The organism is Mycoplasma sp. 1578d (assembly GCF_024582695.1).
Classification (GTDB): domain Bacteria; phylum Bacillota_I; class Bacilli_A; order Mycoplasmatales; family Metamycoplasmataceae; genus Mycoplasmopsis.
Window position 1 is genome coordinate 272,185 of sequence record NZ_CP102081.1, and the last position, 15,232, is coordinate 287,416.

Below are 15,232 nucleotides of genomic sequence, written 5' to 3' on the forward strand. Positions count from 1 at the left end.
TAAATTTTTGTTGTTTGCAATATCCTCAATTAAGATTTGTCATTATTCAATACAGTGACGATATTTTTGATACTGTCTCCCCTATTGTTTAATTAATTCGAACAATAGAAAGGAAAAATAATAATAAATGGAAACAAATAATGAACACTCGCCACAGATAAATGGCGATTTTAAGACTAGAAATCGTACTAAAAGTGACAACATTGTGGAATTAATTGATGTTGTTAAAGAATATGATGAAAAAACCGTTTTACAAGAAGTTAATTTAAAAATTAAAAAAGGTGAATTTGTGACTTTACTCGGACCAAGTGGAAGTGGTAAAACTACAATTTTACGCCTTCTTGGCGGTTTTGAATGAGCTACACGTGGAGAAGTTAAATTCAATGGACTTGATATTAAAGATCTTCCACCACACAAACGAAACTTATCGACTATTTTTCAAGATTATGCCTTATTTCCACATTTAAACGTATGAGGAAATGTTGCATTTGGGCTTAAACTTAAAAAAGTTCCTAAAGAAACCATCAATGAAAAGTATATTGAGCTTTTAAAACAAAAAACTCAAAAATGAACTAAAATTGCACAAGAAAAAATGCAAAAACTTGATCAATTACAATTAGAGTACGAGCACGAGCTTGAAACTTTAATTCTAGGAACTAAAAAGTGAAAAAAAATTCAAGATTGACTTGATGATTCTGATTTTACTTATTCATATTGAGAAAGCTATGTGCAACAAAAACGCTTAAATTTTGAAAACAAATACTTTAAACGTAAAATGACACGTCAAGAACTTGAAAATAAAATCAGTAAAATTCTTGAAGTTGTTGGACTTAAAGGAAATGAAGAAAAAGCAATTTCCCAACTATCTGGAGGGATGAAGCAACGTGTTGCTCTTGCACGCTCACTTGTGCTTGAGCCTGAAATTTTACTTTTAGATGAACCGCTATCAGCTTTAGATGCTAAAATTAGACAAAAAATGCAAGTACTTTTAAGAAGTATTCAACGAGAGCTTGGTATTACCTTTGTCTTTGTTACTCATGATCAAGATGAAGCTCTTGAGCTTTCGGATCGTGTTGCTGTTATGCGGGATGGGAGAATTGAACAATATGACACTCCTAAAATTATTTATGACTATCCAGCTAATATTTGAGTAGCTAAATTTATTGGAGATTCAAATGTTTTTGATGCTAATTTTGTTGATGAAGATAAAGTTAGTGTCCTTGGTAAAGTTTTTAAAACCATTCATAAAAAAAGAGATTTTAAAGAAGAACAAACTCTTGATGCATTAATTCGTCCAGAAGATATTAATATTACATTAGAAACTAAAAATCCAAAAGATAAAATTATCGGGAAAATTTCACATATTACTTATCGTGGAAGTTATTACTACATCACTGTAGAAACTAAGGAAAAAAATAAAATTTATGTTGAAACAGCTGATAAATTTGAACAAGGACAAACTGTTTATTTAAGTTGAACTATTGATTCAATTCATTTAATGAAAAAAGATAGTAAGTGAGATTATAATCGAAATGATTTTTAAATTATTTGAGAGATTTGACAAAAAAACATCCTTGTTAATTCCTTATTTTCTAATAGCTTTATTATTGATTGTTTTACCGATGATTTTAATCTTATCTAAAGCTTTTGCTAACAATGGGCCTAGTTTTGATAATTGAGAATTTACCAAAAGCCCACATACTTGAAACATTATTGTGCGGAGCTTAATTGTTGGAATTATTTCTTCAATTATTTGTTTAATTATTGCGCTTCCATACGCATATTTTGTAGCTATAAGTAAATCAACTTTATTTAGAACCTATGCAATTAGTTTAATTGTATCGCCACTAATTATTTTTACAATTGCTCGGATTTATGCACTGAGAAGTTTATTTCAACTCATTTTTGCTTCAGATATTAATTCGCTTAACTCACTTTGATTTATTATCATTGGATTAGTTTATTTAAACCTTCCCTTAATGATTATGCCTTTATATACTGTGTTTAGAGATATGCCTAAAAACATTGTTGAAGCAAGTAGTGATTTAGGAAATAATACTTTACAAACTTTTTTCAGAGTAATTATTCCTTACGGAACTAAAGCTATTTTAAGTGGATTTGCAATCATTTTCCTTGCTAGTGCTACTACCTTTATCGTGTCAAGAAAATTACTTCCTAATTCATCACAATTACAGCTTATTGGAGATGCAATTAATGAAAAAATTAACCCAGGAAATGCCTTTAATCTTTCGTCAGGATCAGCGTTAGTTATTGTGGTTAGTGGAATTTTCATGTCAATTTATGCTTTTGTGTTAATTGTGCCAAGAATGATCTTCTTTTTCAAAAAAGGAGCTAAATATGAGTAAGTTTGTTGCATTTGTTAAACGTTTTTATGTATATTTAATTCTTTTTTGCATGTACACACCATTGCTGTGTGGAGCTATCTTTAGTTTTAACAAGACCATCAAAGGTCAATATAACTCAGTTTGAGTTGGATATACTGCTGAAAATTGAAAAACTCTTTTTGATGAACGTAGAGATGTAGCTTTTGTTAATACTTTATTAATCGCTATTATCGTTTCTTTTTTAGTTGTTGTTTTATCAATTGTTAGTGCTTATGCTTTATACCGTCAAAAAAATAAATTAATTAAATCTTTTGTCAATTCAACTTCAAAAATTCCGCTTGTTAATCCTGATAACGTCACTGCTTTAGGGTTAGTACTAGTCTTTGGATTATTTTTCGGGATTATCGGAGTTGAAAGAGAAGGACTAGTTAGAGTGATTGTTGCTCATACTGTTATGATTTTACCGTATGGGCTTTCGCTTGCTATTCCACGGAGCGAAAAGTTTAATAATAACTTATATGAAGCTGCACAAGATTTAGGTTACAATAAGTTTTTTGCTTGACTAAAAACTTACTTTATGTACATGGTTCCTTCAATTATTTTAATTGTTGTAGTGTCTGTAGTTTTAAGTTTTGATGATTATATTATCACTCACGTAGTTTCTAATGTTTCAACTCTTGGAACTAAAATGTATGAAGGTGAATTTAAACCTTGAGGATTAGTGCTTGGAACAATTATTTTATTCATTGTAATTACTGGAAATATCATTTACACAGTATCAAAGGTGAAAAAAGGAAAATAATTGATGAAAATTAAATTATTTAAAAGAATTTTATTTTCAAGTATTCCTTTGGGTATATTTGGAGCATTAGGAGCCATTGCCTACTTTAAACACAACAACAATTTCAAACCAAGTTTTTATAACTATAAATCTTATATGTCAAGCCATAATATCAAGGAAATTGGTGAAAAATTTGAATATAAAGAATTTGATTCGCTTCAAGAATTTACTCGTTCATTAATTGATAATAAGGCAATTGCTGGGATTGGTAGTGATTTTCAAGCAGCAGGATTAATTAAAAATAAACGTCTTGCTAAAATTGATTATTCAAGATTATTTAATGATCCTAGTTTAAAAAATAATAAAAAACGCACTGAACAATATTTAAAACTAATTATTCATCCAATTGTGTGAGAACATATTTTAAGTTATGATGAATACTTAAATAATTCAAATACACCTGAAAGTCAGCAAATTCACTTATGGGAATACTTCTTCCCTTATTACATGCAAGATTCTGTTGTTGCATATAACGTTGCAAAAAATCGAATTAAACCCGAAAATGCAAATGAAGATGGAGAAATTGATTTTTCAAAATATGAGCAAGAATATAAAGATAATTTGTATGATATGTCGAGTATTTTAAAAATTCTCAGTCAAAATAATTTTAAATACTGAAATATCACAGATTCAAATCGTGATAATATGGTTTATGGATCAACTTATTGAGCTGCTCCTAAAGAAGATGGAGATCAACGAATCAATAAACATTCAGGAGCAGTAACTCACTTAACTTATGCTAAGTTAATCGATTCCTTTGTTGACTTAATCCAAGACAATACAGGTTATCGAGTTGGCAATACTGAACATATTAATTTTTTAGGTGACGGGTTAACAATTGTCAATAATTTAATTCACCCAAATCTTAAAACAAATGCAGCAATTATGTACAATGGAGATGCCATTGATTCATATTATGGATCTGATAATATAGATGGGGTTGAAGACGGAAATGTGCGAATTGTGCGTCCAAAAGGAAACTTGCTTTTAGTTGATGGATTAGTTATTTCATCGAAAATTTCCGAAACATCAGCACAAGAGATAATTAAAAATGTCAGAAATAACATTTATCAAGAGATTCCTAATATTGGCCAAACAATCAATTCTTTAGAAAAAGATGATCCACAATTTTTAGATTTAATTACCCAAAAGAAAATTCATTTATTGCAAGAAAAAGTAATTGCTAATTATTGAAAAAATCTTCAACAAGTTTATTTTGAAAATTATTTCAAAGAGCCAAGTGAATATGTTTCAAAAAACTTAGAATCATTTATTGAAAATATTTACAATCATATTGACTTATCAGAACCTAAAAACATCGATAAGTTCAATAGATTCTATAATTCAGGTAAAAAGGAAAATCCTGACTTTTATATTAATCCATATCCACAATTAATTCAAGAATACTTAACTACTCAATTTAAGGAACAATTTGCTTCATTGTCTCAAAAAGTTTTTGATTTTTATCAAAAAAATGAACAACCAGAAGAATTATTAAATATCCTTAAATCGCAATTAAGCAATTCTTCTCAATTTGATATTTTGATTAATATATTAATTAATGAGTTTGAAGCATGAAGTAAAACTGAAAGCTTGGATGATGAAGTTAAAAAATCACCAGAAAATCTTGAAGAGTTTTTAATTAATATAATGGCTTGAAAACTTGCACTTGTAAATATTTCTTCGGATGAATTATCAGATCAAATATCAGAAAAATGAAAAAATCTTCAAAATTATGATTTTATTAATTATGATCCGGTTTTAAATACAGATTATGAATTTATTCGTCGCAATTATTTTGCTGATTATATTGATAAAATTGATCATAATGCCATTAAAATTTATGATATCAAACCAAATGATGGAGTTGATCGGGTAGCGATAAAACCAATTGATGATCAACTTCGGAGCCTAATTGCTGATTATTATTTCAAGAAAACCAAAAATTAAGCACAATCGTGCTTAATTTTTTCTGATTTTTGTACTTATTGGAACATTTACCAGCTTTTACAATATAGAGAATATTGTAAAATTTTAGTATGAAAAAACTTAGCTTTAACTTTTCGAGAATTTTGTTTTTTATATTTTTCTTTTGTTTATTTGCCGGTTTTATCAGTGTTTTAGTATATTTAATCTACCGTGTTAATCATTTATATTTTTATTTATGAGTTGCATTGGTTTATATCCTTAATGTATTGCTTGTGTTTATTATATATACTCAAAGAAGACCGACCGGAGCTAAATTAAGTTGAATTTACTTTGTTTTATTTTTCCCAATTGCTGGGCATTTGTTGTTTTTGGTGTTTGGATTAATTTTTAAAAATAAAAATGAGCGAAAAATTGATAAAGAAGCTAAGTTTCAAATTAGTTATTATCAAGAAAATAAAATAATAAAACCATTACACCGTTATCCAAAGGAGCTTTTTCATCTTGAAAAGTTAGATAATAATTTTTCGCTTCCAGGTCATATTGAGTTTTTTGATGAGGGATATCATTTTTATGAAAAACTTTTTCAATCTTTAAGAGAAGCTAAAAAAAGTATTTATATTGTTTCGTACATTATCAAAAGTTCAGAAATATTTGATCAATTAGAAAAAATCATTATCCAAAAACTCAAACAAAAAGTTAAAATTAAATGAATTTTAGATGATTTTGGAGTTACTTTATTCCCAAAAAGACGGATTAAAAGACTCAAAAGTAAAGGACTAGAATTTCAAATTTTGGGCAAGATTTATTATCCATTAGTTAATTCAAATAGTTTTATGCGAAACCACGAAAAACTATTTATCATTGATTCAGAATGCGTATTTACTGGTGGAAACAACATTTCTGATGAGTATGCTTCATTATCGAAAAAATATGCTCACTGAGTTGATATTAATTACAAACTAACTGGACCAATTATTAATAAATACAACCTTCATTTTGCTAAGTTTTGAAAAATTGTTTCGGGTAAAGAAATTGAGAATTTGCAAGATAGTTTATACCAAGAAACTAATGATATCTCCCTTTATAAAAATGACATTATTCAAGTAAGTGATTCACCAAATTTAAATTATTCTGTGGTTGAATATTATTGAATTAAATTAATTAGCAACGCCAAAAAGAGTATTAAAATTGCAACCCCATATTTTGCTATTTCCGAATCTCTAAAAACTGCCATTATTTTAGCTCTTAAAAGTGGAGTTAAAGTTACAATTTATTTTCCCGGTCTTCCTGATAATAAGTGAGTGCATAAAATTTCTCTTTCTGAATTATCAAATCTTGAAGAATACGGATTAGTAATTAAAATTTATAATCATGTTTTCATGCACTCGAAAATGGGACTTGTTGACGAACAAATTGCTTGAAGTGGTTCAACTAATATGGACAATCGAAGCTTATATTCACAATATGAAAACATGGATATTTTCTGTGGTGATGCTGTGAAACAAATTTCAAGAATTTTTGATAATTATGATTATCGATCATTAGATTTAAGCCAATCATCAGAATTTAATTCAAAAAATAATAAATTTGAAAAATTTATATTTGATTGACTAAAACCACTAATTTAATATAATTTAAATTATTAGCATAATTTAAAGAGGTCCAAAATGAAAAAGAAATTGTTATCAAGTTTATTGCTTTTGAGCTCATTAACTGCTGGTTTTGTGTCGGTTGCTTGTTCAAAACAAGAAAATAGTGTGCAAAATCCCCAACCAGATCCACAAAAAAATCCACCAAAAACTGAAAACAAACCAGTAACTCCAAATACCGATATTGAAAAACCAAATCCTTCTAAACAAACTCCTCCAATTAAAGATCAAAAACCTGATGAAACTAAAAATCCAGGAGCTTCAGATAATCAACCTATAAAAAAAGAACCTAGAACTGAGAGTGGAGAAGTTTCTGAACCTGTTAAAAAAGATGGTTTAAAAAGCGATCCGATCACAAATTCTTCAGGTTCTTCAAAAAATTCAACAATAGAAAACAAAAATCTTACTATTGATATTTCTTTTGATACAAGAGAACATTCTAATAAACAACAAGGTCAAACTAAGTTTATTGATAGTTTAATTAAAATTTTTAAATTTATCAAATCACACAACTATGATCCTGAATTAAAAATAACAGTTAATTTTGAACATCAAGATACTGAAAAGACTAGCGATTATGTTAAAAACTTTTTATTTAAGAGCAACAAAACATATTCTATCTATGATTTAGTAGGAGATCATCGTTTTGAAATAGCTTATTCCGAAACTCCTATTCCTGAAAGAAAAGCTTCACAGAATTCAATTGAGTTTTTTAAAAAAAACTTTGAAACAATCAAAGCAGATTTAGAAAACGCACCAAACACTTTTAATCCTGATGATCCAAAACATAGATCTTCTGAAACAGGGAATGGACTTTATTTAGAATATACAAAATTTTTCGCTGAAGGCGGAACAAAAGAAGAAATTCAAAAATAGAAAAACGAACTCATTTGAGTTCGTTTTTGTTTGTTTATTTAATTAAATTATCTAACATTTAAGATTGAATCTTGTGTAGAAACCTCTTTATTTAATTCTTTGAATTCAATTGTTTTATGTTTGCTTTCGTTTAATACAACTACAATAACTGAACTGTCTAAGTTATTTTCTTTAAGAAGTTTTAAATCAACTTGAGCGAGTAAATCACCTTTTTTAACCACATCTCCAACTTTAACAAAGCTTTCAAATCCTTGTCCTTTTAAGTTGACAGTATCAACTCCAATGTGGATTAAGATTCTTACTCCTTCTTCAGTTTCAATGCCATAAGCGTGTTTTGTATCAAAGACAACGTTCATTTTTCCGTCAACTGGTGCGTACACTTTTCCAATTTTCTCATCTGAGAATTTAACAATGTATCCATCACCCATTAATTTTTCTGAAAAGACACCGTCTTTAAGTTGGGTTATGTCCATTACTTTTCCATTAGCCACTGAGTTAACAGTTACAGGAGTTTCAAGTAATGGAAGGTGTTCTTGAGCTTCAGGATGAGTTTCCATATGGATTTCCATAGCTTTTTTACTCATCATTTTTAATTCTTCCATTTTTAGCTTTGCAATTGCATCGCGTGAATTTCTAATCTTAATATTTAATTGTTCGGCAACAGGCCCAAAAATAGCTTGGACTTGTTTTTGTCCTTCACGTTTAATAGCCACAGCTCCATATTGTTTGAGTTTTGCTTCATCAACAATTGATGAATCTTTAACGTCATATCTCAATCTTGAAGCACAGTTATTAAACGCTGTAATGTTATCAAGTCCTCCAAAAGCTTCAACAATTCCTAAAACTTGTGGATCGATTTCAGCCATTCCTTTTTGAGCATCTTTACTTTTTTGGTAATCAGCTTTAGTGAATAATTTTACTGTTTCTCCCCTACCAGGAGTTTTAAGATCTTTGTGTTTGATTCATCAGTAGAAGAATCCAAAGTAAATTGGGATATAAGCTAATCCAACTACAAAAATTCAGTAGAAGTTAGTTCCTTTTTGAACTGGTACCATTCCATAAATGATCAAGTCAAGGAATCCACCCGAGAATACTTGAGGAATGTGCACACTAAGTAGATTTGCTAACATAAATGAAAGTCCACAGAAGAATGCATGGAATCCTCAGAACAAGAATGGTGATAAGAATAAGAATGTAAATTCGATTGGTTCAGTAACTCCTGTTAAAAGAGTTGTAACCGCACTAGGCACTACGGCACTAATAGCTACTTTTCTATTTTCTTTAGGAGCAGCAAAAATCATTGCAGCTGCAGCAGCTGGAAGTCCTAAGATCATAAACGAGAATTTACCATCTAAGAATCTTCCTGCTTTAATTCCAAGTGCTTTGGACATAAAGTCAAAAAGCGGAGTTGGAGCACTATTAACAATTCCTTTTCCGTCTCAAATTGGATAAACTACATTATTAAATGAGAACTTAATAATGTTAACAGACATTGTTGAATCACCAACAAATTTGTTTGGTTCTGCAGCAACGGCTGTAATTAATGCATTTAAGTTTTCGAATGCTTTATCCGTTTTAATCATGTCACGAATTCCTGGACTTTGAGTTTCAAGCCCTTTAAGTCATTCGTTAAGACTAAAGTTTAAATTACCTCCAGCATCTGAGTATCAGAGTGGTGAATAGAAAGCGTGGTGAAGTCCGAACGGAACTAAACTTCTTTCTATAACACCAAAAATTAATGACTCAAAACCGTAAGGTACTTTTCCAAGCGAGTTTCCGAATACACTTAATCCAAAACCAACTCATGGTCAAAAGATTAAGAAGACAAAAGCAAGCAAGGCACAGGCTGGAACGCTGATAACAGCAACAAATCTTTTACCTGCAAAGAACGAGAAAATTGGATGGAATGAAATGGTGTGGAATCTATTGTAAAGGTTTTGTACCAAAAGCCCAACAGCTAAACCACCAAAAACAGAAGTTTGTAGCGATCTAAATCCCATTGTTGATCCTATAGCACTTTTAATTGCTTGTGGATCTCTTCCAGCTCCACCAAATAGAACTTTAAACCCTTCATTTGTTTTTAAGGCAGAAGATACCTCTACTCCTTTATAGAAGAAGTTTAATTTACCTCCTTCAGCAACTGTTGCAGTAACAGGAGTTTTATCAATCATTAAAGCAGTGTTTTGTACTTTTCCTAATGAATCAATTGGGTAAACAGAACCATCTTTGAATAAAACCTCAAAGGTTTTAGATTCGCTACCTTGAGTTGCTATTTGCAATGTGTAGACATTATATTCTTTGTTTTCGAATAATTGTGTAACTGGTGTGTCAACTGGAGTAATGAAAACAGACTGAATTGCTAGGAATACACCAAAACCAATAATAGTCGCAAAGACACCAACTCCGGCTTCATCAGTAAATGCTATAACAAAAGCAGCGGCGAATAATAATGGTAATAATGAAAAAATTGGATCACCTAAATTTTGAATAAATAATCCAAATTTTTTCCAACCTTCGTAATCACCGGCATTACCTGCTATAGCAGCCCCAACACCGAGCCAAAGACCAGAAATAGCCATAATGGAAATAGGTAACATGAATGCACCAGAAATTTTACCAAGTGTTTTTCTTAAATTACTATTTCCACTATTGTCTAAATTCTTGTTTTCTTTTTTCTTTGAAAAGATCGACTTGAACTTATCAAAGAAATTACTAAGTGAATTAGTCATTTTTTCCTTTCTATTTTAATTTCAATTCTAATTATATTTAATAATTGCTAAAATTGGCCATATTTGCACCTTCTTTTGCAAAAAAAAAAAAAAAATGGAATAATTTCCACTTTTACGAGTAATTTGTAATGATTTTTATAAAAAGCGAGACGCTAATAATAAACGAAGTAATTGAAAAGAAAATAGGTGAATTAAATTTTAAACGGTCTCAAGAAGGAATATATAAACCAGTATTCTCGTAGCGAAAATGCTTTTTGTCAGGATGGTTTTCTCTGAATTGTTTTAATTGTTTTTCTTTAAAAGCTCTTAAAGCTCTGAGCGAAGAAATTTTGTAATAAAAAATAAATAAAATTCCCAAAAGAAAAAACAAAACTCCAAAAACAATATAAACAACTAAATCCATATTTTCCTTTCTAATTTTTGCCATTTGGAATAATAAAAGGTTGGCTATCAGCTTGATTATTTTGCAAATGAAGGTCAAAAAAGTCGTGCAATTGCGGATCGACAACATCAACATTTAAAAAGATTGGTCGTATTGAATTTTGATCTTTAAATGAAAAAGCTTTGAGATTTTGAACTTGGATTACAAAAGCACTATTAATATTTTGTTTGTATTCGGCAAAATATTTAACTGGAATTATTTCTCCTTCAATATATATTAAAGAACCTTTAGTTAAATAATCACGAACAAAAGATGCAGTTTGATTTCAACAAATGATTGGGACAAAATCGCTTGACTGTCCTTTATTTGATACAGCAATTCAAAAGCGAGCGTGATCAACTCGATTCATAGTTTTGCCGTAAAAAATAGCAGAACTAATCCGACCTAAAAGCATTACTTTGTTCATAGTGCTATTTATTATATCAAATTTTTAAGCTCAAAAATCGCAATAAAAAATGTACCTAAGTACATTATTGTTGTTTTGTTTTGTTAACAAATTCATCTAAACGTGAATGTTTTCTCGCACCTTTGTTAGCGTGAAAAACACCTTTAGATACAGCTTTTGCAATTACAGAGTGAGCTTTAGCAACTAATTCATTAGCTTTTGGCTCATTAGCTAAAACAGCTTCACGTGCTTTACGAATAGCAGTTTTAACTCTTGATTTCATAGCTGAGTTTTTAACTCTAGCTGCTTCCATTTTTGCAATGCTTTTAATCTTAGATTTAATGTTTGCCATTTAAATCCTCCCTTTTTCTAAAATGTTGAAAAATCAATTAAATTATACAATAAAATAATCCCTTAAGGGATTAATTTTTAACTTTTTTATAGTAATAATCATCAATAAAAGTTCGTAATTGATCCGAAACCGGATTTAGTCCTTTATGATGAATTTGAGCCTGTTTTCAATTGTCCTTAACAGTTAAAATTTCTATTGCCTTTTGATCGATTGTGTTATCATCTTGAACAAAATAATTACGTTTTACTAATTCAAATTCAACCTCTTTACTTGGGGTGTAATTGATAAAATCAAAATTTTCTAAATTAGGATATTTAATCTCTAAAATTTGTTCTCGATATCTCTTTTCAGAAAAATTAATGAATGAAACCGCATAAATAAGTGGATCTAAATATTCATTTAAAGGAGCATTTGGTTGATAAGTATTTTTGATTTCATTTCGATTATTGTAAAGATTAAGCACATTGATTAGCATTTGTTTTTCTGTGTCATTAACATTGGATAAGTATTTAGCATATAGATCTTTAAAGTTATAAAAATTATCATCATTATAAAGAGTTTGTCGATAAATTTCTACTAAATGATTGATGATTTGTTCTTTAGTGTTTGTGTTATTTTGATCTTGGAAAATGTTTTGCAAGTATTCTTTATAGTATTGCAAAATTACATTAATGGAAGCTTGTTGTTTAATTTTAGGATCAAATTGATCTAAATTATTAACTTTTAATTGATTATATTGAATGCTTATTTGCTCTAAATTTGGATAAAAAGTTTTTCTTAACACTTGATAAATTGGGTCAGCATGGTCTTTTTGAATAGATTTAGAAATAATCAAGCCATCAATTAAAGTTAAATTATCTTCTGGCCGAATGATACGAATTGTTCCATCAGGGATATCTTCGCTATTATCACTTGAATATCAAGCATCTAAAGCATCACCATTAAACATTAAAGCAGCATCAGTATTTGCACCTTTTTTAATAGGTAAGATTAAATTAGTTAATAGTTTAAGTCCATCTGGATTTAAACTAACATGTTGCGAATTTTCAAATCTAAATCCAGTTGAATTCTTAATTAAATCAGCAAAATTATTAATAAGTGTTTGATAATTTTCTTGAGTGACTGGTTCACCATATAATTGCTTATTATCTTGTTCAAAATTGCTAGAATTAGGTCAATAAGATGAACCAAAAAGCACATTATTTCTAGTTGCATCTGTAATGGTTAAATGCTCAAAACCATTATTGAACAAGGTGTTAAAAATGTTGAAAAATGAATATTTTGAATAATTCTTTTTATCTTTTTGAAGCAATCTTTGTCTATTTTTTTCTAATAATTGGTCAATTTGTTCTGAAGTATCAAAAAGCTCGCTTTTTTCTTTAATTTTAGTTGGATTAATTCCAATTACAACATCTTGAATATAGTAAGGAACCATGTATTCTCACAAATGACGAGGAGTTTGGAATGGTTGGTTATTTTCATCATACTTAAGAGCTTCGTCATATGAAGTCAAATGTTGTCAGGTACTTGGGGTGTATATAGTTTGTAAAATTGTTTTTAATTCTTGCTCATTTTGAATTGGTTTGTCCAAATTTAGCAACTTATTAAAATCTATTTTTTGTAATAAATCTTTCTTAATCAAACTAGCAACTTGAAAATCACTTCCAATTCCGACATATGTTTTATTATTAATAATTGCACGCGAAAATTCTGAAACTTCATCAAATTCTTTATATTCGAAAGATTGATCAATAATTTGCATATTAGCCTCACTGATATAAGATTTATAATTTCAAAAAGCTGGTTGAAATGGGTGTCTTTGTTTATAAACTATTGCTGTAATTGAAATAGAAATTATTGATGTGAATGAAATTAAACCAATTGCTATTTGTTTAATTTTTCGTTTTAAATTCTGATTAATTTTAAAAGTTTCCATTATTTCTTATCTCTATGAATTTTTATATGTATTATTTTAATAAACAAATTTGAAAAAATATAAAAAAATAGATTTTTTATCTGCGAATTTTGAAGATAAACGAAAAATACTTTATCTTTATGAGTATAATTGAAGCTATGGAAAAAGAATTAAAACAAATTCAACTCTGAAAAGAATTGTACAAAAACGAAAATTTACAACTTTCTGTTTTAAATTCTGATGTTAAGAACCTTGTGGAAATGAAAGGATTTTTTAATCCTCCAAAAGCAAGTATTTTAGGAATTGAATTTCTTTCCCATTCATTATATGGGTATAACAATCTCAATTACTACACAATTGTGTATTTAACTAAAGCGTTTTATGAACTTTTTCTTATTGAAAAAACATCAGCAAATGTTGCTTTATATTTTGATTCAAATATTGAGCAAAATATTAGATCTAGAGTAATTTCATATCTTACAGCTAAAAAATGTAATGTTTTTGTTTTTGATAATCAAGAAATTACTCCTAATATGATTCATACATTAAATTTTTCTAATATTGATATGAGCTTTTTAATTTTTCATCATAGCAATCAGGCACAAAAGGATTATGTCTCAATTTATCATAACAACTTAGTTTTGACTATTAAAGAGCAACAAAAATTAATTGATCATTTTTGTAATGATGTTGAATTTATTAATTTTGGTTTTGATGATATTCCAGTTTACATTAACCTTGAGAAACTATTGCTTTTGAATCAATCGAAAAAATTTTCAATTCAAATCAGCTCATTTTTTCAACGTGAACAGTTTAAAAGTGTGGTTTTAGTCGAAAATCGAAGTGAATCTAAGTTTATTAAAACTTTATTAAGAGATTCGAAAATTAAATTCAAAATATCAAGTAATTCATATTTATTCAGTTATTATAATTCAACAACAAGATCAATCTTTAAAAGATTTTTTATCTTTGACAACTTTTTAAGTTATGAAGGAATCTTTTTAATTTCAAGAAATAACCAATTAAAGGTTTTTATTAAACAAAAGAATAAATTTATTCTTTTAAATCAATATCAAATTGCATATTTATTTATTAGAAACGAAGTTTTAAATTGAAGAAAACAACTTTATAAAAAGATTCTAGTGCCCGATGATTGTCCACAAATTTTAATTGAATTAATTCGTTCATTTAATTTTGTTCCGCTTGAAACGAGTTCTTATACCAGTGATAGAGATTTAATTTTTGGATTTATCAACGATACTTATTTATGCGAATATAATAATCAGTTTAGATTTAGCAACATTTCCATGATGTTATTGCTACTTGAAATTTTTGCTCGTTATAAACAAAATAATAACTTACTGAATCTCAAACTCTTCAAAATGAAAGAACATTTTGCGAAAAATTTTTTCATCACCAAAAAAATCAAAGTTAATTTAGAGCAAGTCCAACTTATTCAAAGTAATTTGTTTTTACCCAATCAAGCTATTAATAAAAAATATCAAATTGAACATATTCAAAAAATTAATTATCAATTTCAAAATGAACAATTTTTATTAATCATATCTTCAAGCCATAATCAAAGAAATTCACAAACATTAGTTCGCTGAATTGTTAGCTATAATCATCTTACTAGTTTACTTAAAATTAATACTGAATTTAATCTGGATAATTCGATTGGATGATTTACTAAATGCAAACTTAAGCGAATAAATAGAAAATTTCTTAAAAAGATTAAAGCAATTTTATAAGAGCAAAGAAAAAAACAC

At 28.4% G+C, this 15,232-nt stretch carries 12 protein-coding genes; 7 read left to right on the top strand and 5 right to left on the bottom strand.

The features are described from left to right. Positions 1-127 precede the first annotated feature (127 nt). The 6 genes from NPA11_RS01395 (at position 128) to NPA11_RS01420 (ending at position 7,640) form a co-directional block, all read left to right on the top strand. Entirely contained in the window at positions 128-1,543 is a 1,416-nt protein-coding gene (locus tag NPA11_RS01395) for an ABC transporter ATP-binding protein (protein ID WP_257043861.1), read from the top strand. Beyond that, on the top strand, positions 1,533-2,366 hold the full coding sequence (locus tag NPA11_RS01400; protein ID WP_257043862.1) for an ABC transporter permease: 834 nt from the start codon (positions 1,533-1,535) through the stop codon (positions 2,364-2,366). The genes NPA11_RS01395 and NPA11_RS01400 overlap by 11 nt, the downstream gene beginning before the upstream one ends. Beyond that, the gene (locus NPA11_RS01405; protein ID WP_257043863.1) at positions 2,359-3,147 is read left to right on the top strand and encodes an ABC transporter permease; all 789 of its coding nucleotides are present in this window, start codon (positions 2,359-2,361) and stop codon (positions 3,145-3,147) included. Before NPA11_RS01400 ends, NPA11_RS01405 begins: the two co-directional genes overlap by 8 nt. Before the next feature lie 3 nt (positions 3,148-3,150). After that, positions 3,151-5,136 (top strand): hypothetical protein, encoded by a 1,986-nt coding sequence (locus tag NPA11_RS01410; RefSeq protein WP_257043864.1) that lies wholly within the window; start codon positions 3,151-3,153, stop codon positions 5,134-5,136. Between the two features lie 251 nt (positions 5,137-5,387). Continuing rightward, positions 5,388-6,743: a phospholipase D-like domain-containing protein gene (locus NPA11_RS01415; protein ID WP_257043865.1), complete on the top strand. Its 1,356-nt coding sequence runs from the start codon at positions 5,388-5,390 to the stop codon at positions 6,741-6,743. A gap of 39 nt (positions 6,744-6,782) precedes the next feature. Beyond that, positions 6,783-7,640, top strand: a complete 858-nt coding sequence (locus NPA11_RS01420; protein WP_257043866.1) for a hypothetical protein — start codon at positions 6,783-6,785, stop codon at positions 7,638-7,640. A 47-nt stretch (positions 7,641-7,687) separates the two neighbouring features. Here NPA11_RS01420 and NPA11_RS01425 read toward each other — a convergent pair whose 3' ends face one another. The 5 genes from NPA11_RS01425 to NPA11_RS01445 all read right to left on the bottom strand — a co-directional run bounded on the left by NPA11_RS01425 (position 7,688) and on the right by NPA11_RS01445 (position 13,484). Beyond that, entirely contained in the window at positions 7,688-10,369 is a 2,682-nt protein-coding gene (locus NPA11_RS01425; RefSeq protein ID WP_257043867.1) for a PTS transporter subunit IIABC, read from the bottom strand. 112 nt (positions 10,370-10,481) lie between these two features. Next, complete coding sequence (locus NPA11_RS01430; RefSeq protein ID WP_257043868.1) at positions 10,482-10,772, bottom strand: hypothetical protein; 291 nt, start codon at positions 10,770-10,772, stop codon at positions 10,482-10,484. 10 nt (positions 10,773-10,782) lie between these two features. Beyond that, entirely contained in the window at positions 10,783-11,217 is a 435-nt protein-coding gene (locus tag NPA11_RS01435; protein ID WP_257043869.1) for a single-stranded DNA-binding protein, read from the bottom strand. 64 nt (positions 11,218-11,281) lie between these two features. Beyond that, positions 11,282-11,548 (bottom strand): 30S ribosomal protein S20, encoded by a 267-nt coding sequence (rpsT, locus tag NPA11_RS01440; protein WP_257043870.1) that lies wholly within the window; start codon positions 11,546-11,548, stop codon positions 11,282-11,284. Positions 11,549-11,618: 70 nt separating this feature from the next. After that, positions 11,619-13,484, bottom strand: coding sequence for a hypothetical protein (locus NPA11_RS01445; protein ID WP_257043871.1), 1,866 nt, complete (start codon positions 13,482-13,484; stop codon positions 11,619-11,621). Positions 13,485-13,621: 137 nt separating this feature from the next. Between NPA11_RS01445 and NPA11_RS01450 the strand changes: the two genes are divergently transcribed. Next, positions 13,622-15,214 (top strand): MAG5620 family putative phospho-sugar mutase, encoded by a 1,593-nt coding sequence (locus tag NPA11_RS01450; RefSeq protein WP_257043872.1) that lies wholly within the window; start codon positions 13,622-13,624, stop codon positions 15,212-15,214. The last annotated feature ends 18 nt before the right edge of the window (positions 15,215-15,232 follow it).